Consider the following 17014-nt stretch of genomic DNA (forward strand, 5'->3'; position numbering starts at 1 on the left):
CAATGCCAGGGGCAAAAGGTCGCTGCGCAGCGTTAGGCCCGGCAACGGGGAAAAAATCCCTGTACCATTGCCCGCTGCCTTTGGTCTAAACGACACTGCGAGCCAAGTTTCTGTAATGAGCGATCTTTCCGCACACACCCCGATGATGCAGCAGTACTGGAAGCTGAAGAACCAGCACCCGGACCAGCTGATGTTCTACCGCATGGGCGATTTCTACGAGATCTTCTACGAAGACGCGAAGAAGGCCGCCAAACTGCTGGATATCACCCTGACCGCCCGCGGGCAGTCGGCGGGCCAGTCGATCCCCATGTGCGGTATCCCCTACCACGCCGCCGAAGGCTACCTGGCCAAGCTGGTGAAGCTGGGCGAATCGGTGGTGATCTGCGAGCAGATCGGCGACCCGGCCACCAGCAAGGGCCCGGTGGAACGCCAGGTGGTGCGCATCATCACCCCAGGCACGGTCAGCGACGAAGCCCTGCTCGACGAGCGCCGCGACAACCTGATCGCCGCCGTACTGGGTGACGAACGCCTGTTCGGCCTGGCCGTGCTGGATATCACCAGCGGCAACTTCACCGTGCAGGAGTTCAAGGGCTGGGAAAACCTGCTGGCCGAGCTCGAGCGGGTCAACCCCGTGGAGCTGCTGATCCCCGACGACTGGCCCCAGGGCCTGCCGCCGAGAAGCGCCGTGGCTCGCGCCGCCGCGCGCCGTGGGACTTCGACCGTGACTCGGCGCGCAAGAGCCTGTGCCAGCAGTTCGCAACCCAGGACCTCAAGGGCTTCGGCTGCGAGAAGCTGACCCTGGCCATCGGCGCCGCCGGCTGCCTGCTCGCCTACGCCAAGGAAACCCAGCGCACCGCCCTGCCGCACCTGCGCAGCCTCAAGCACGAGCGGCTGGACGACACCGTGGTGCTCGACGGCGCCAGCCGGCGCAACCTGGAGCTGGACGTCAACCTGGCCGGGGGCCGCGACAACACCCTGCAATCGGTGATCGACCGCTGTCAGACCGCCATGGGCAGCCGCCTGCTGACCCGCTGGCTGAACCGGCCGCTGCGTGACCTGAAGGTGCTGCAGGCCCGCCAGAGCTCGATTCGCTGCCTGCTCGACGGCTACCGCTTCGAGAAGCTGCAACCGCAACTGAAGGACATCGGCGATATCGAGCGGATTCTCGCCCGTATCGGCCTGCGCAATGCTCGCCCACGGGACCTGGCGCGCCTGCGCGACGCGCTTGGCGCGCTGCCTGAACTGCAGAACGCCATGGCCGAGCTGGAGGCACCGCACCTGGCGCGCCTGGCGGCCATCGCCGGTACCTACCCGGAACTGGCCGACCTGCTGCAGAAGGCGATCATCGACAACCCGCCTGCGGTGATCCGTGATGGCGGCGTGCTCAAGGTCGGCTATGACGCCGAGCTCGACGACCTGCTGTCGATGAGCGAGAACGCCGGGCAGTTCCTGATCGACCTCGAAGCCCGTGAAAAGGCCCGCACGGGCCTTGCCAACCTCAAGGTCGGCTACAACCGCGTGCATGGCTACTTCATCGAGCTGCCGAGCAAGCAGGCCGAACAGGCGCCGGCCGACTACATCCGCCGCCAGACCCTCAAGGGCGCCGAGCGCTTCATCACCCCAGAGCTCAAGACGTTTGAAGACAAGGCGCTGTCGGCCAAGAGCCGCGCCCTGGCGCGCGAGAAGATGCTCTACGATGCGTTGCTCGAAACCCTGATCGGCCACCTGGCCCCGCTGCAGGACACCGCCGCGGCGCTGGCCGAACTGGATGTGGTCAGCAACCTGGCCGAGCGTGCGCTGAACCTTGACCTCAACTGCCCGACATTCGTCGACGAACCGTGCATGCGCATCAGCCAGGGTCGCCACCCGGTGGTCGAGCAGGTGTTGACCACGCCGTTCGTGGCCAACGACCTGGGCCTGGACGACAACACGCGCATGCTGGTGATCACCGGCCCGAACATGGGTGGTAAGTCCACCTATATGCGCCAGACCGCACTGATCGTGCTGCTGGCGCATATCGGCAGCTTCGTGCCGGCCGCCAGCTGCGAGCTGTCGCTGGTGGACCGCATCTTCACCCGTATCGGTTCCAGCGACGACCTGGCCGGTGGGCGCTCTACCTTCATGGTGGAGATGAGCGAAACCGCCAACATCCTGCACAACGCCACCGAACGCAGCCTGGTACTAATGGACGAAGTAGGCCGCGGCACCAGTACCTTCGACGGCCTCTCGCTGGCCTGGGCCGCCGCCGAGCGCCTGGCCCAGCTGCGCGCCTACACGCTGTTCGCCACGCACTACTTCGAACTGACCGTGCTGCCCGAAAGCGAGCCGCTGGTGGCCAACGTGCACCTGAACGCTACCGAGCACAACGAACGCATCGTGTTCCTGCACCATGTGCTGCCAGGGCCTGCCAGCCAGAGCTACGGCCTGGCAGTGGCACAACTGGCAGGCGTGCCGGCACCGGTGATCCAGCGAGCCCGCGAGCACCTGGGCCGCCTGGAAACCAACAGCCTGCCCCACGAAACCGCGCCAGCAAGCCCGGGAGCGCCCAGCACGCCGCACCAGAGCGACCTGTTCGCCAGCCTGCCGCATCCGGTGATCGAGAAGATCGGCAAGCTCGACGTGGACAACCTGACGCCACGCCAAGCTATCGAAATGCTCTATACACTAAAGACTCTGTTATAACGCCCCATCGCACAAACTGATAGAATCCCGCGCGGTTCGGCGGGGCAGCGAGTTATTAGCCTGGCTCGCTGCCGACCTACCGAACCGAGCGGCCCTGTCTGGAAGGGAACGCTGCCGTCGCCTGAGGAGAAAATTAGAAATGACCTTCGTCGTCACCGACAACTGCATCAAGTGCAAGTACACCGACTGTGTAGAAGTCTGTCCGGTGGACTGCTTCTACGAAGGCCCGAACTTCCTGGTCATTCACCCGGATGAGTGCATCGACTGTGCACTGTGCGAGCCTGAGTGCCCCGCCGTTGCGATCTTCTCGGAAGATGAAGTGCCGGCCGGCATGGAAAACTTCATCGAGCTCAACGCCGAGCTGGCCGAAATCTGGCCGAACATCACCGAGAAGAAGGATTCGATGCCAGACGCTGCAGAGTGGGATGGCAAGCCGGGCAAGATTGCAGATCTGGAGCGTTGATCGACGCCGGATCAATGAAAAAGGCCCTTCGGGGCCTTTTTTATGTTCGCTGCAGGGCCAGCCACTTTTTCGCAGGCAAAAAAAAGGGGCGGTATGACCCGCCCACATTTTTTTCCGTAGTCCCTGTATTCCCTATCATCATCCTGATGAATCGCATCCCGCGATGTCCTTGGCGCTCATCCTTGAGAACCTGTGTCAGTCCGTAGACACAGTTCAGATACTATCCCCTGCAGCCGGCAGAGCAACTGGTAAAAGCTCTCAAAAAAAGTCCGGAAGGTGACGTCACCTCACAATAAACTCTTTCAATATCAATTGGTTAGACAAAATACCACGTCAAAACCGACTGGAATTTACACCCTCTTGATGTAAAGGCTTACGGATCTTGTAAGCGATAACCTACAAATCCAATAACAATACGCAACCGGGAAAGGTTGCCGCCGTGGTATCGGTGTTTCTGCGCGTGTCTGAGCGCTTGAGACAGCCACGAACAAAAACGCCTCGACTGGGTCGAGGCGCCTTTTCACAGCCGTCGCAGTTACTGGAACAGCGACTCGCTGGACAGTCCGTTCTTCTCCAGGATCTCCCACAGCCGCTTGAGGCCCTCCACCTGGATCTGACGTACCCGCTCCCGGGTAAGACCAATCTCCAGGCCAACATCCTCCAGGGTGCTGCTCTCATGCCCGCGCAGGCCAAAGCGGCGAATCACCACCTCACGCTGCTTGTCGGTCAGTTCGCTCAGCCACAGGTCGATGCTCTGGGACAGGTCGTCGTCCTGCAACAGCTCGCAAGGGTCGGTGGGACGATCGTCGGTGAGGGTATCGAGCAGGGTCTTGTCCGAGTCCGGGCCCAGTGAAACGTCCACCGAAGACACGCGCTCGTTCAGACCGAGCATGCGCTTGACCTCGCCTACGGGTTTTTCCAGCAGGTTGGCGATCTCTTCCGGTGACGGCTCGTGATCGAGTTTCTGGGTCAGCTCGCGTGCTGCACGCAGGTAGACGTTCAGTTCCTTGACCACATGGATCGGCAGGCGAATGGTGCGCGTCTGGTTCATGATGGCGCGTTCGATGGTCTGCCGGATCCACCAGGTGGCGTAGGTCGAGAAACGGAACCCACGCTCGGGGTCGAACTTCTCGACTGCGCGAATCAGGCCCAGGTTGCCCTCTTCGATCAGGTCGAGCAGCGATAGACCGCGGTTGACGTAGCGGCGCGCAATCTTCACCACCAGGCGCAGGTTGCTTTCGATCATGCGTTTGCGCCCGGCAGGGTCGCCACTTTGCGACAAACGCGCAAAATGAACTTCTTCTTCCGGGGAAAGCAGGGGCGAAAAGCCGATTTCGTTGAGGTAGAGCTGAGTTGCATCAAGTGCTCGAGTGTAATCGATGTACTTGTGCTGTTTGAGCGGTGAGCCTTGTTTGGCCCGGGTCCGAACCGGAGATACAGCAGGTTCGTCTGACACCACATCCGTTTCCAAAACGATGCCGGTTTCCATAAGGAGCACCTCATCGTCGATGTCAAACTCCGGCACTTCTTTACTGAGAGCCATTGTTATAGTCCTTTGCTGAGTTCGAACTCAGACTCAAGCGGCGCCTTTATCCTTGGCAACGCTGAGCCTGTCCCCACTACGCGAAGGAACAGGCCGGGTACATGCTTATCAACGACGTGGCAGGAATTGCAACGGATCTACAGGTTTGCCCTGGCGGCGAATCTCGAAGTGAAGCTTCACCCGGTCGGTGCCCGTGGACCCCATTTCGGCAATTGTCTGCCCAACCTTGACCTGCTGTCCCTCCCGAACCAACAGCCTGCGGTTGTGACCGTAGGCACTGACGTAGGTATCGCTGTGCTTGATGATTACCAGTTCACCGTAGCCCCGCAAGCCACTTCCGGCGTACACAACGGAACCATCCGACGCAGCAAAAACAGGCTGTCCCAAATCACCGGCGATATCAATGCCTTTATTCAAACTACCGTTTGAAGCGAATTTTCCAATCAGCACACCGTTGGCCGGCCATGCCCAGCCACCGGCCGAACGCTCCGAAGCCGGCACCTGGACAGGGGTGGTGGCGACGACGGGCGGCGCGCTGGTACCGCCTGAAGACGTGGTTTTTGCCGGTGCCGGGGTACCTGCCGGACGACGGGTGACCGTGGTCTTGCTGGAGGGCGAGGTGGAGGTGACCACCCGCGAGCCGCTGCTGGTAGCCGTGCCGGAGCCGAAGCGGATCGCCTGGCCGGGCCGGATGGTATAGGGCGCCGGGATACCGTTGCGCGCAGCGAGCTCCTTGTAGTCCCAGCCGTAGCGAAAGGCAATCGAGAACAGCGTATCGCCCGGGCGAACCACGTACTGCCCCGTAGTGACCACCGGGCGCTTGGGCGCGGCGCTGTTGCGGTCGACCACCCGCACGCTGCTCGAAGATGAACTGGAACACCCTGAAACCAGGGTTCCCAAGGCGAGTGCAATCACCAGAAGCTTTAAGCTCGATAGACCCATGCGCTGCCGAATGACTGTGTGACTCACCCGCCGCTCCCTTATGTGGTGACCGATGTAGGAATGCAATATTGTTGCAATTATAACCGAGCGCACAGGCAATGCAGATCAACTGCTTGCCAGGTTGTGCGATCGTTCAAGAAACCGCACGCCCCATAGACCCGGCAATGCACCGGGAATTCGACGCCCGCGAAAAAAATCGACTCAGCTCAATGTGCCATTGAGCAACGGCACGAAGCGTACGTCACACAGTTTGCGCCGCGAGAAGCCCTGTTCTTCGCGCACGATCAACAGCAATTGCTGTGTCTCGCCACTGGCGCCCACCGGTATCACCATGCGCCCGCCCGGTGCCAGCTGGTCGAGCAAGGCCTGGGGCACTTCGGGTGCGCCGGCGGTGACGATGATGCCATTGTAGGGGGCCAGTGCCGGCCATCCCTCGAAACCGTCGCCCCAGCGGAACACCTGGTTGCGCAGGTTCAACTCGACCAGCCGTTCCTTGGCGCGGTCCTGCAGGGGTTTGATGCGCTCTACCGAGAACACCCGCTCCACCAGCCTGGACAGCACTGCTGTCTGGTAGCCAGACCCGGTGCCGATCTCCAGCACCTTGTCCAGCGGACCGTCCTCCAGCAGCACCTCGCTCATGTACGCGACCATGAACGGCTGCGAGATGGTCTGGTTGTTGCCGATGGGCAGGGCGGTATCTTCATACGCACGGTGCGACAGCGCCTCGTCGACGAACATGTGCCGCGGGATGTTGCGCAAGGCCTCGAGCACCCGCTGGTCCTTGATGCCTTCCTCGATCAAACGCTGGATCAGCCGTTCACGGGTTCGCTGCGAAGTAAAACCGATACCATGGCGCATCAGATCCTCCGGCTCTCGCATCAGAGCAGCCCCTCCAGCCAACCCTCGAGACGGTCGAAGGCATCGTTGAAGGTGCGGTCAAGCTGTAGCGGGGTGATCGAGACATAGCCCTGCATCACCGCGTGAAAATCGGTACCCGGGCCGCCATCCTCGGCGTCGCCGGCCACCGCGATCCAGTAGCCTTCCTTGCCGCGCGGGTTGACCACCTTGGTCGGCGCCGCCGCACGTGCACGATGCCCCAGGCGTGTCAGCTGGATGCCACGGATGTGCTCCAGCGGCAGGTTGGGAATGTTCACATTGAGTACGGTGCGCGGTGGCAGCTCAAGGCTTGCATGCGCCTCGACCAGCTTGCGCGCGAAATAGGCGGCAGTGGGCAGGTTGTCCGGCAGGCGCGAGAGCAGCGAGAAGGCAAACGAGGTGCCCCCCAGGAATCGACCTTCCAGCGCCGCGGCGACCGTGCCCGAGTACAGCACGTCATCGCCCAGGTTGGCGCCCAGGTTGATACCCGAGACGACCATGTCCGGCGGATGCTCCAGCAGCCCGTTCAGGCCCAGGTGCACGCAATCGGTCGGTGTGCCGTTGAGGCTGATGTAGCCGTTGGCCAGGGTCTGCGGATGCAGCGGGCGGTCGAGCGTCAGCGAACTGCTGGCGCCGCTCTTGTCCTGGTCCGGGGCAATCACCACGCACTCGGCATAATCCGCCAGCGCAGCATGCAGCGCGGCGAGACCGGGTGCGGTGACCCCGTCGTCGTTCGAAATCAGAATACGCATGGGCTGTCCGTCTGCCCTGCCGGCACCAGATCGACGAGTTCGCGCACCACCACGGTGGCGAAGCATCCGGCCGGAAGGACGAATTCCAGTTGCAGGATATCAGGCTCGGGATAATGCCACGTCAAGCCGCCAATGGGCAGCCGCAGAATGCGCCGTTCCTGTTTGAGGTTGGCATTGCCCAGCCATTGGCACAGGGCTGCCTCCTGTTCGGCCACGCGTTGCTCGATCGCACCGCCTGCCCCGCTGGTGGCCGGCAGGCCCTCGCCCCACAGCGGCCCGGTAGGGTGCAGGTCGAGTATTGCCAGGCGCGGATCGCTGCACTCGGCCTCGCCCGCCGCGAAAAAGCTGCGGCTGTCGGTGAACGCCAGCAGGTCGCCGACCTGAGCCTGTTGCCAGCTGCCATCGGCAACCCGCTCGGCCAGCACCCGGTTGAACAGGTAGCTGCGTGCGCTGGACAGCAGCCGCGAGCGCACATTGCGCTGCTCGGGCAGGGCCTTGCGCTCGGCCCACTGGCGCGCATCGTGCACGTTGCCGCCCGCAAAGCCAAATCGCTGGCTGCCGAAGTAGTTGGGCACGCCTTGTATGCGCAATTGCTCGAGGCGCGCGTCCAGGGCCTGGTGATCGGCGCTGAGCGCTGTGAGGCGCAGGGTGAAGCCGTTGGCCGAGTGCGCGCCACGCTGGAGTTTGCGCGAGTGGCGGGTGTGTCTGAGGATGCTCAGGGTTTCGTTTTCAGCCGCGCTCAGGTCAGGGTCGGCCTTGCCCGGCAGGTGCAGGCTGAACCATTGGCGAGTCAGCGCCTGACGGTCCTTGAGGCCGGCATAGCTCACGGTGCGCAGCGGTACGCCGGCGGCGCGGGCCAGGCGGCGGGCGGCCTCCTCGGTATTGAGGTCGCGTTTCTCGACCCACAGCCACAAGTGCTCGCCTTCACCCGACAGGGGAATGTCGAGCACTTCATCGACCTGGAAATCTTCGGCCGTGGCCTTGAGGATGGCGCTGCCCAGCGCCGGCCCGGCTGCCTGCGGGCCGAGCAGTTCGAGTTCGGTCATGCGCGCAGCAACAACGCGACGGCGTGAACGGCGATGCCTTCTTCACGGCCGGTGAAGCCGAGCTTCTCTTCGGTGGTGGCCTTGACGTTGACCTGGTCGAGCTCGACCTGCAGGTCCTGGGCGATCAGGGTACGCATGGTTTCGATGTGCGCGGCCATCCGGGGTGCCTGGGCCACGATGGTGACGTCGACGTTGCCCACCTTCCAGCCCTTGGCATGGATGATCGACAGGATGTGGCGCAGCAGCACGCGGCTGTCGGCGCCCTTGAACTGCGGGTCGGTATCGGGGAAATGCTTGCCGATGTCACCCAGCGCGGCGGCGCCCAGCAGTGCATCGCTCAGCGCGTGCAGCAGCACATCGCCGTCGGAATGGGCCAGCAGGCCGAACTTGTGCGCAATGCGCACCCCACCCAAGGTGATGAAATCGCCTTCCGCGAAGCGGTGCACATCGTAGCCGTGGCCAATACGCATAAAAAAACGCCCTGATTGAGTCAGGGCGTGATTCTACCTGCTTTGCCGGGGGTTTGGCTTATTTGTAGGACTAGCCCTACGCCCGCCCCAGTGCCGCCGCATGATGGCGCAGGTGGTCATCGATGAAGCTGGCGATGAAGTAGTAGCTGTGGTCGTAGCCAGGCTGCAGGCGCAACGTCAGCGGGTAGCCAGCCGCCTGCGCGGCCTGGGCCAGCACTTCGGGCTTGAGCTGGGTTTGCAGGAAGTCGTCGCGATCGCCCTGGTCGACCAGCAGCGGCAGCGTTTCCTGCGCCTGCGCGATCAGCACGCTGGCATCCCATTCGCGCCAGCGCGAACGCTCCTCGCCCAGGTAGCGACTGAACGCCTTCTGGCCCCACGGGCAGTCCATCGGGTTGCCGATGGGCGAGAACGCCGACACCGACACATAGCGCCCGGGGTTGCGCAAGGCACACACCAGCGCGCCGTGCCCACCCATGGAGTGACCGCTGATGCTGCGCGCAGCGGAGGCCGGGAAATGCGCCTCCACCAGTGCCGGCAGCTCATCCACCACGTAGTCGTGCATGCGGTAGTGTTCGGCCCACGGCTGTTCGGTGGCATTGAGGTAGAACCCCGCGCCCAGGCCGAAGTCCCAGGCGCCGTCCGGGTCGTCCGGTACCTGTGGCCCGCGCGGGCTGGTGTCCGGCGCCACGATGATCAGGCCGAGCTCGGCGGCAAGCTTGTGCGCGCCGGCCTTCTGCATGAAGTTCTCGTCGGTGCAGGTCAGCCCGCTCAGCCAGTACAGCACCGGCAGCTTGCCGCCCTGCTCCGCCTGCGGCGGCAGGTACACGGCAAACACCATGTCGCACCCCAGCACGCTGGAGCGGTGCCGGTAGCGCTTGTGCCAGCCGCCGAAGCTCTTCTGGCAGGAGATGTTTTCCAGGCTCATGGCAGACCTCAGAAGTGGATGACGCTGCGGATGCTCTTGCCTTCATGCATCAGGTCGAAGGCCTTGTTGATGTCCTCCAGGCCCATGGTGTGGGTAATGAAGGTGTCCAGCGGGATCTCGCCCTGCTCGGCCATGTCCACATAGCTTGGCAGCTCGGTGCGACCACGCACGCCACCGAATGCCGAGCCGCGCCAGACGCGGCCGGTGACCAGCTGGAACGGACGCGTTGCGATCTCCTGGCCGGCACCGGCGACGCCGATGATCACCGACTCGCCCCAGCCCTTGTGGCAGCACTCCAGGGCCGCACGCATCAGTTGCACGTTGCCGATGCACTCGAACGAGAAGTCCACGCCGCCATCGGTCAGGTCCACGATCACTTCCTGGATCGGGCGATCGTAGTCCTTGGGGTTGATGCAGTCGGTGGCACCCAGCTGGCGTGCGATCTCGAACTTGGCCGGGTTGATGTCGATGGCGATGATGCGGCTGGCCTTGGCCTTGACCGCTCCGATCACGGCCGACAGGCCGATGCCGCCCAGGCCGAAGATGGCCACGGTGTCACCCGGCTTGACCTTGGCGGTATTGAGTACCGCACCGATGCCGGTGGTCACGCCGCAACCGAGCAGGCACACCTTCTCCAGCGGGGCCTCTTTCTGGATCTTGGCCACGGAAATTTCCGGCAGCACGGTGTATTCGGAGAAGGTCGAGGTGCCCATGTAGTGGAACAGCGGCTGACCCTTGTAGGCAAAACGCGTGGTGCCGTCGGGCATCAGGCCCTTGCCCTGGGTCGCGCGGATGGCCTGGCACAGGTTGGTCTTGCCCGACTTGCAGAACTTGCACTGGCGACATTCCGGGGTGTAGAGCGGGATCACGTGATCGCCCACCGCCACCGAGGTCACGCCCTCACCGATGGCCTCGACGATGGCGCCGCCTTCATGGCCCAGGATGGACGGGAAGATGCCTTCCGGGTCGGCGCCCGACAGCGTGTAGGCGTCGGTGTGGCAGACGCCGCTGGCGACCACGCGCAACAGCACTTCGCCGGCCTTGGGCATGGCCACGTCGACTTCGACGATCTCCAGCGGTTTCTTGGCTTCGAAGGCAACGGCAGCACGGGACTTGATCATCAAGGTTCTCCACAAAGGTTTCAGTTCAGGCGTGAAGTGTAATTCATCGTCTTTTGATTAATAATCGAGCCAAACACAAAACATTATTGCCATGCAGGGATAATCGATGATCAGCCGCTGGGAAGGGATCGACGAATTCGTCGCGGTGGCCGAAACGGGCCAGTTCACTGCGGCAGCCGAGCGCCTGGGGGTATCGTCGTCGCACGTGAGCCGCGCGGTGGCGCGCCTGGAAGATCGCCTGCAGACGCGCCTTTTGTACCGCAGCACGCGCAAGGTGACCTTGAGCGAGGCCGGGCAGACCTTTCTTCAGCACTGCCAGCGCCTGCAGGATGGCCGCGAAGAGGCCCTGCGCGCCATAGGCGACCTGACCAGCGAGCCCAAGGGGCTGCTGCGCATGACCTGTGCGGTGGCCTATGGCGAGCGCTTCATCGTGCCGCTGGTCACCCGCTTCATGGCGCAGTACCCGCAGTTGCGGGTGGACATCGAGCTGACCAACCGCACCCTCGACCTGCTGCACGAAGGCATGGACATGGCGATTCGTTTGGGCCGGTTGCAGGAGTCACGCCTGGTGGCGGCACGCCTGGCCCCACGGCGCATGTACCTGTGCGCCTCGCCAGCGTACCTGGAGCGCTATGGGCGGCCCCACAGCGTGTCGGAGCTGGCGCGGCACAACTGCCTGATCGGCAGCACGGATATCTGGGCCTTGCAGCAGGAGGGCCGGGAAATCAGTCAGCGGGTGCAGGGCAACTGGCGCTGCAACAGCGGGCAGGCGGTGCTGGATGCGGCGCTGCAGGGGATGGGCCTGTGCCAGTTGCCGGACTACTACGTGCTGGAGCATCTGGGCAGTGGCGCGCTGGTGTCGCTGCTTGAAGCGCATCAGCCGCCGAATACGGCGGTGTGGGCGTTGTACCCGCAACAGCGGCACCTGTCGCCGAAGGTGCGCAAGCTGGTGGATTATCTGAGGGAGAAGTTGGGACAGTTGCCTGAGTACCGCAGCGTGTAGAAAACGTCGCGGGCTCCCACAGGCAGTTCACCCGCCCTTGAACGTACTGCAGTCCCTTGTGCAAGGCTGGCTTGCCAGAGAATGGGCCACCGCGGTCAATTGCCGCGATTGGCCCAGCGCTGTCTCAGCCACTCCAGGTCTTCCGGTCGCGTCACCTTGATATTGTCGTTGCGCCCTTCGACCAGGCGTGGTGCCTGCCCCGACCATTCGATGGCCGACGCCTCGTCGGTGATCGCCACGTCCGCCACCAGGCTGTCTGCCAGCGCACGGTGCAATGCCCCCAGGCGGAACATCTGCGGGGTGTACGCCTGCCACACCGTGCTGCGGTCGATAGTGGCGCTTACCCGCCCGTTGGCATCGGCACGCTTGAGCGTGTCGCGCGCCGGCACCGCCAGCAGCCCGCCCACCGGGTCATTCGCCAGCTCGCCCAGCAGGCGGTCGAGATCGTCGCGCGCCAGGTTCGGCCGCGCCGCATCGTGCACCAGCACCCAGTCGTTGTCGGCTGCGCCCTGGGCATGCAGCAGCAGCAAGGCGTTGAGCACCGAATCGGCACGCTCGCGCCCACCTGCCGCACGCTGGATGCGCGTATCGCTGGCGCAGGCCAGGCCCGGCCAGTAAGGGTCGTCGGCAGCAATGCTGACCACCACGCCCTTGAGGCATGGATGGTCGAGAAAACAGTCGAGGCTATGCTCGAGAATCGTCCGCCCGCCCAGTTGCAGGTACTGCTTGGGACGGTCGGCAGCCATGCGGGCACCAACACCCGCGGCAGGAATCACTGCCCAGAAGGCAGGCAGGGACGCCGTCATTGGGCCAACTGGTAGAGGGTTTCACCCTCCTTGACCATACCCAGCTCATGACGAGCGCGTTCTTCGACGGTTTCCATACCTTTCTTCAACTCCAGCACTTCGGCATCAAGCACGCGATTACGCTCCAGCAGACGCTCGTTTTCAGCGTGCTGGTCGGCGATCTGCTGCTTGAGGTCGGCAACCTGGGCCAGGCTGCCGTTGCCCACCCACAGACGGTACTGCAGGCCACCCAGCAACAGGAGCAAGACGAGGAACAACCAATAGGGACTACGCATCAGGGTATCCACTGGAAAAAGGCCGCCCGTGCACAAGGGGCTGATGGCACGAAGCCTGACCGAAGCCAGGCTTTGTGGGGAAAGCACTTGCTGCACAGGGTTGCTGAAAGATTAGCTGCGTCTTTCAGCCTCACACTGCGGCCTTTTTACCATCTCTGGCTTAGCCGCGAAACTCGCCGCGACCACGGTACACAGCCTTGCTGCCCAGTTGCTCTTCGATACGCAGCAATTGGTTGTACTTGGAGACGCGGTCGGAGCGGCACAGCGAACCGGTCTTGATCTGGCCGGCAGCGGTACCCACGGCCAGGTCGGCAATGGTCGAATCTTCGGTTTCGCCCGAACGGTGCGAGATCACCGCGGTGTAACCGGCGGCCTTGGCCATCTGGATGGCTTCCAGGGTTTCGGTCAGGGTGCCGATCTGGTTGAACTTGATCAGGATCGAGTTGGCGATCTTCTTGTCGATGCCTTCCTTCAGGATCTTGGTGTTGGTCACGAACAGGTCGTCACCGACCAGTTGCACCTTGTCGCCGATCTTGTCGGTCAGGATCTTCCAGCCAGCCCAGTCGGACTCGTCCAGGCCGTCTTCGATCGAGATGATCGGGAAACGCTCGGTCAGGCCCTTGAGGTAGTCGGCAAAACCGGCTGCATCGAACGACTTGCCTTCACCGGACAGGTTGTACTTGCCGTCCTCGTAGAACTCGCTGGCCGCACAGTCCAGCGCCAGGGTCACGTCGGTGCCCAGGGTGTAGCCGGCGTTGGCGATGGCTTCGGCGATGGCCGACAGCGCGTCTTCGTTGGAAGCCAGGTTAGGTGCGAAACCACCCTCGTCACCCACGGCGGTGTTCAGGCCACGGGCCTTCAGTACTGCCTTGAGGTGGTGGAAGATCTCGGTGCCCATGCGCAGCGCGTCGGAGAAGGTCTTGGCGCCGACCGGCTGCACCATGAACTCCTGGATGTCGACGTTGTTGTCGGCGTGCTCGCCGCCGTTGATGATGTTCATCATCGGGACCGGCATCGAGTACTGGCCAGGGGTGCCATTGAGGTTTGCGATGTGCGCGTACAGCGGCAGGTCCTGGTCCTGTGCAGCGGCCTTGGCGGCAGCCAGGGACACGGCGAGGATGGCGTTGGCGCCCAGGTTGCCTTTGTTTTCAGTACCGTCGAGCTTGATCATCGCCAGATCGAGCGCTTTCTGCTCGACCGGGTCCTTGCCCAGCAGCAGGTCGCGGATCGGGCCGTTGATGTTGGCGACGGCCTTCAGTACGCCCTTGCCCATGTAACGGCTCTTGTCGCCATCACGCAGCTCCAGCGCTTCGCGCGAGCCAGTGGAAGCACCCGACGGCGCACAGGCGCTGCCGATGATGCCGTTGTCGAGCAGTACGTCCGCTTCGACGGTAGGGTTACCGCGCGAATCGAGAACTTCACGACCTTTGATGTCGACGATTTTTGCCATTGTTGTAAGCACTCCAGAATTGACGAAAACAACGCAGCTGAGAAAAAAACCGGGTCCGTCACAGGCGGTCGGCGCACGGGCAGGCCTGACGAGGACAAGCCCCTGACCCGGGGGTCAGGGGATGAACGGGCGGTACTTTACCGGAGAATCGAGGTTTACGCGGTTTCTACCGTCGGAAAACTCTTGACCAGTTCGTCCAGTTGCTTGAGCTGGGCCAGGAATGGCTCCAGTTTGTCCAGGCGCAGGGCGCACGGGCCGTCGCACTTGGCATTGTCAGGGTCCGGGTGGGCCTCGAGGAACAGGCCCGCCAGCCCCTGACTGAGGCCGGCCTTGGCCAGGTCGGTGACCTGGGCACGGCGGCCACCTGCGGAATCGGCGCGACCACCCGGCATCTGCAGGGCATGGGTCACGTCGAAGAACACCGGGTACTCGAACTGCTTCATGATGCCGAAGCCGAGCATGTCCACCACCAGGTTGTTGTAGCCGAAGCTCGAACCACGCTCGCAGAGGATCAGTTGGTCGTTGCCGGCCTCTTCGCACTTGCTCAGGATGTGCTTCATCTCCTGGGGTGCGAGGAACTGCGCCTTCTTGATGTTGATCACCGCGCCGGTTTTGGCCATCGCGACAACAAGGTCAGTCTGGCGCGACAGGAAGGCCGGCAGCTGGATGATGTCGCACACGTCGGCCACGGCCTGCGCCTGGTGCGGCTCGTGCACGTCGGTGATCACCGGCACGTTGAAGGTGCGCTTGATCTCTTCGAAGATCTTCATCCCCTCTTCCAGGCCAGGGCCGCGGTAGGAGTTGATCGACGAACGGTTGGCCTTGTCGAAGCTGGCCTTGAACACGTAGGGGATACCGAGCTTCTCGGTAACCCGCACGTACTCTTCGCAGACCTTCAGGGCCAGGTCACGGGATTCCAGCACGTTCATGCCGCCGAACAGGACGAACGGCTTGTCGTTGGCGATCTCGATGTTACCGACGCGAATGATCTTCTGGGTCATGGATCAGGCCTTGTTCTTTTGAGCCAATGCAGCTTTGACGAAGCCGCTGAACAGCGGGTGGCCGTCACGCGGGGTAGAGGTGAACTCCGGGTGGAACTGGCAGGCCACGAACCACGGATGGTCCTTGGACTCGACCACTTCGACCAGTGCGCCGTCGCCGGAACGACCCGAGACCACCAGGCCCGCCTCGATCAGTTGCGGCAGCAGGTTGTTGTTGACCTCGTAGCGGTGACGGTGACGCTCGACGATCACGTCCTTGGCGTAGCAGTCGTGCACCTTGGAGCCGCTTTGCAGCTGGCACTCCTGGGCGCCCAGACGCATGGTGCCGCCAAGGTCCGAGGCTTCGGTACGGGTCTCGACCGCGCCGGTGGCATCTTCCCACTCGGTGATCAGGCCCACCACCGGGTGACCGCTGGCGCGATCGAACTCGGTGGAGTTGGCATCCTTCCAGCCCATCACGTTGCGGGCGAATTCGATGACCGCCACCTGCATGCCCAGGCAGATACCCAGGTAAGGCACCTTGTTCTCGCGAGCGTATTGAACGGCAGTGATCTTGCCTTCCACGCCGCGCAGGCCGAAACCGCCCGGTACCAGGATGGCGTCCACGCCTTCGAGCAGGCCGGTGCCCTGGTTCTCGATGTCTTCGGAGTCGATGTAGCGCAGGTTGACCTTGGTGCGGTTGCTGATGCCGGCATGGCTCATCGCTTCGATCAGCGACTTGTAGGCATCGAGCAGTTCCATGTACTTGCCGACCATGGCGATGGTGACTTCGTGCTCGGGGTTGAGCTTGGCATCGACCACCGCGTCCCACTCGGACAGGTCGGCGCTGCCGCACTGCAGGCCGAAACGCTCGACGACGAAGTCGTCCAGGCCCTGGGAGTGCAGGATGCCCGGGATCTTGTAGATGGTGTCGGCGTCTTCCAGCGCGATCACCGCACGTTCTTCAACGTTGGTGAACTGCGCGATCTTGCGGCGCGACGAGCTGTCGATCGGGTGATCGGAACGGCACACCAGCACGTCCGGCTGCAGGCCGATGGAGCGCAGCTCCTTGACCGAGTGCTGGGTAGGCTTGGTCTTGGTCTCGCCGGCGGTGGCGATGTACGGCACCAGGGTCAGGTGCATCAGCATCGCGCGCTTGGCGCCCACTTCGAAGCGCAGCTGGCGGATGGCCTCGAGGAACGGTTGCGACTCGATGTCACCCACGGTACCGCCGATCTCGACCATGGCCACGTCGGCATCGCCGGCGCCCTTGATGATGCGGCGCTTGATTTCGTCGGTGATGTGCGGGATCACCTGGATGGTGGCACCCAGGTAGTCACCACGGCGCTCCTTGCGCAGCACGTGCTCGTACACGCGGCCGGTGGTGAAGTTGTTGTTCTGGGTCATGGTCGTGCGGATGAACCGCTCGTAGTGGCCCAGGTCCAGGTCGGTCTCGGCGCCGTCGTGGGTGACGAACACTTCACCGTGCTGGAACGGGCTCATGGTGCCCGGGTCGACGTTGATGTACGGGTCCAGCTTGAGCATGGTGACCTTGAGCCCCCGCGCCTCCAGGATGGCCGCCAATGAAGCCGAGGCAATGCCTTTCCCCAATGAAGAAACAACACCGCCCGTGACGAATATGTAGCGCGTCATGAAAAACCCTAGAAGTCTGCGTTAAAG

Annotated in this window: 15 protein-coding genes and 1 pseudogene; 3 read left to right on the top strand and 13 right to left on the bottom strand. The window is 63.1% G+C overall.

Annotated elements, in window-relative coordinates; translation table 11 throughout:
• The first annotated feature begins 115 nt into the window (after nucleotides 1–115).
• Nucleotides 116–2682: pseudogene (mutS, locus tag NP552_RS05215) on the top strand (DNA mismatch repair protein MutS).
• A 139-nt stretch (nucleotides 2683–2821) separates the two neighbouring features.
• Nucleotides 2822–3145, top strand: coding sequence for a ferredoxin FdxA (gene fdxA / locus NP552_RS05220; protein WP_043863281.1), 324 nt, complete (start codon nucleotides 2822–2824; stop codon nucleotides 3143–3145).
• A 535-nt stretch (nucleotides 3146–3680) separates the two neighbouring features.
• On the opposite strand, the gene rpoS is transcribed toward fdxA, so the two are convergent.
• The 8 genes from rpoS to NP552_RS05260 all read right to left on the bottom strand — a co-directional run bounded on the left by rpoS (nucleotide 3681) and on the right by NP552_RS05260 (nucleotide 10820).
• Entirely contained in the window at nucleotides 3681–4688 is a 1008-nt protein-coding gene (gene rpoS / locus NP552_RS05225) for an RNA polymerase sigma factor RpoS (RefSeq protein WP_274096529.1), read from the bottom strand.
• A gap of 108 nt (nucleotides 4689–4796) precedes the next feature.
• The gene (locus tag NP552_RS05230) at nucleotides 4797–5657 is read right to left on the bottom strand and encodes a peptidoglycan DD-metalloendopeptidase family protein (protein WP_088514535.1); all 861 of its coding nucleotides are present in this window, start codon (nucleotides 5655–5657) and stop codon (nucleotides 4797–4799) included.
• A gap of 174 nt (nucleotides 5658–5831) precedes the next feature.
• Nucleotides 5832–6509 (bottom strand): protein-L-isoaspartate(D-aspartate) O-methyltransferase, encoded by a 678-nt coding sequence (locus NP552_RS05235; RefSeq protein ID WP_162484879.1) that lies wholly within the window; start codon nucleotides 6507–6509, stop codon nucleotides 5832–5834.
• Nucleotides 6509–7258 carry a 5'/3'-nucleotidase SurE gene (surE, locus tag NP552_RS05240; RefSeq protein WP_043863278.1) on the bottom strand — a complete coding sequence of 250 codons (750 nt, stop codon included), beginning with the start codon at nucleotides 7256–7258 and terminating at the stop codon, nucleotides 6509–6511. Before surE ends, NP552_RS05235 begins: the two co-directional genes overlap by 1 nt.
• The gene (truD, locus tag NP552_RS05245) at nucleotides 7246–8304 is read right to left on the bottom strand and encodes a tRNA pseudouridine(13) synthase TruD (protein WP_043863277.1); all 1059 of its coding nucleotides are present in this window, start codon (nucleotides 8302–8304) and stop codon (nucleotides 7246–7248) included. Before truD ends, surE begins: the two co-directional genes overlap by 13 nt.
• On the bottom strand, nucleotides 8301–8774 hold the full coding sequence (ispF, locus tag NP552_RS05250) for a 2-C-methyl-D-erythritol 2,4-cyclodiphosphate synthase (RefSeq protein ID WP_274096530.1): 474 nt from the start codon (nucleotides 8772–8774) through the stop codon (nucleotides 8301–8303). The genes truD and ispF overlap by 4 nt, the downstream gene beginning before the upstream one ends.
• Before the next feature lie 76 nt (nucleotides 8775–8850).
• Nucleotides 8851–9699: an S-formylglutathione hydrolase gene (gene fghA / locus NP552_RS05255; RefSeq protein WP_043863275.1), complete on the bottom strand. Its 849-nt coding sequence runs from the start codon at nucleotides 9697–9699 to the stop codon at nucleotides 8851–8853.
• 8 nt (nucleotides 9700–9707) lie between these two features.
• On the bottom strand, nucleotides 9708–10820 hold the full coding sequence (locus tag NP552_RS05260; RefSeq protein WP_043863274.1) for an S-(hydroxymethyl)glutathione dehydrogenase/class III alcohol dehydrogenase: 1113 nt from the start codon (nucleotides 10818–10820) through the stop codon (nucleotides 9708–9710).
• Nucleotides 10821–10929: 109 nt separating this feature from the next.
• Here NP552_RS05260 and NP552_RS05265 point away from each other — a divergent pair, with 109 nt between their 5' ends.
• A complete protein-coding gene (locus tag NP552_RS05265) occupies nucleotides 10930–11823 on the top strand; it encodes a LysR substrate-binding domain-containing protein (RefSeq protein ID WP_177346320.1) in 894 nt (297 codons plus the stop codon).
• A 95-nt stretch (nucleotides 11824–11918) separates the two neighbouring features.
• Here the strand turns inward: NP552_RS05265 and ispD are convergent, their stop codons facing one another.
• The 5 genes from ispD to NP552_RS05290 form a co-directional block, all read right to left on the bottom strand.
• Nucleotides 11919–12629: a 2-C-methyl-D-erythritol 4-phosphate cytidylyltransferase gene (gene ispD / locus NP552_RS05270; protein WP_054914996.1), complete on the bottom strand. Its 711-nt coding sequence runs from the start codon at nucleotides 12627–12629 to the stop codon at nucleotides 11919–11921.
• Nucleotides 12626–12904, bottom strand: a complete 279-nt coding sequence (gene ftsB, locus NP552_RS05275) for a cell division protein FtsB (RefSeq protein WP_043863271.1) — start codon at nucleotides 12902–12904, stop codon at nucleotides 12626–12628. Before ftsB ends, ispD begins: the two co-directional genes overlap by 4 nt.
• Nucleotides 12905–13064: 160 nt before the next feature.
• Complete coding sequence (gene eno / locus NP552_RS05280; protein WP_043863270.1) at nucleotides 13065–14354, bottom strand: phosphopyruvate hydratase; 1290 nt, start codon at nucleotides 14352–14354, stop codon at nucleotides 13065–13067.
• A 155-nt stretch (nucleotides 14355–14509) separates the two neighbouring features.
• Nucleotides 14510–15355: a 3-deoxy-8-phosphooctulonate synthase gene (kdsA, locus tag NP552_RS05285; RefSeq protein WP_043863269.1), complete on the bottom strand. Its 846-nt coding sequence runs from the start codon at nucleotides 15353–15355 to the stop codon at nucleotides 14510–14512.
• A 3-nt stretch (nucleotides 15356–15358) separates the two neighbouring features.
• Nucleotides 15359–16987 carry a CTP synthase gene (locus NP552_RS05290; protein ID WP_043863268.1) on the bottom strand — a complete coding sequence of 543 codons (1629 nt, stop codon included), beginning with the start codon at nucleotides 16985–16987 and terminating at the stop codon, nucleotides 15359–15361.
• Nucleotides 16988–17014 lie beyond the last annotated feature (27 nt).

The sequence above is a fragment of the Pseudomonas sp. 8209 genome, assembly GCF_028682105.1.
Lineage (GTDB): Bacteria > Pseudomonadota > Gammaproteobacteria > Pseudomonadales > Pseudomonadaceae > Aquipseudomonas > Aquipseudomonas palmensis.

Bases quoted from the DNA above. Each gene is read 5' to 3' on its own strand.
- NP552_RS05235 (WP_162484879.1), bottom strand. From the start codon at position 6,509: ATGCGAGAGCCGGAGGATCTGATGCGCCATGGTATCGGTTTTACTTCG.
- ispF (WP_274096530.1), bottom strand. From the start codon at position 8,774: ATGCGTATTGGCCACGGCTACGATGTGCACCGCTTCGCGGAAGGCGAT.
- surE (WP_043863278.1), bottom strand. From the start codon at position 7,258: ATGCGTATTCTGATTTCGAACGACGACGGGGTCACCGCACCCGGTCTC.
- kdsA (WP_043863269.1), bottom strand. From the start codon at position 15,355: ATGACCCAGAAGATCATTCGCGTCGGTAACATCGAGATCGCCAACGAC.
- NP552_RS05260 (WP_043863274.1), bottom strand. From the start codon at position 10,820: ATGATCAAGTCCCGTGCTGCCGTTGCCTTCGAAGCCAAGAAACCGCTG.
- fghA (WP_043863275.1), bottom strand. From the start codon at position 9,699: ATGAGCCTGGAAAACATCTCCTGCCAGAAGAGCTTCGGCGGCTGGCAC.
- NP552_RS05290 (WP_043863268.1), bottom strand. From the start codon at position 16,987: ATGACGCGCTACATATTCGTCACGGGCGGTGTTGTTTCTTCATTGGGG.
- rpoS (WP_274096529.1), bottom strand. From the start codon at position 4,688: ATGGCTCTCAGTAAAGAAGTGCCGGAGTTTGACATCGACGATGAGGTG.
- ftsB (WP_043863271.1), bottom strand. From the start codon at position 12,904: ATGCGTAGTCCCTATTGGTTGTTCCTCGTCTTGCTCCTGTTGCTGGGT.
- truD (WP_043863277.1), bottom strand. From the start codon at position 8,304: ATGACCGAACTCGAACTGCTCGGCCCGCAGGCAGCCGGGCCGGCGCTG.
- ispD (WP_054914996.1), bottom strand. From the start codon at position 12,629: ATGACGGCGTCCCTGCCTGCCTTCTGGGCAGTGATTCCTGCCGCGGGT.
- fdxA (WP_043863281.1), top strand. From the start codon at position 2,822: ATGACCTTCGTCGTCACCGACAACTGCATCAAGTGCAAGTACACCGAC.
- eno (WP_043863270.1), bottom strand. From the start codon at position 14,354: ATGGCAAAAATCGTCGACATCAAAGGTCGTGAAGTTCTCGATTCGCGC.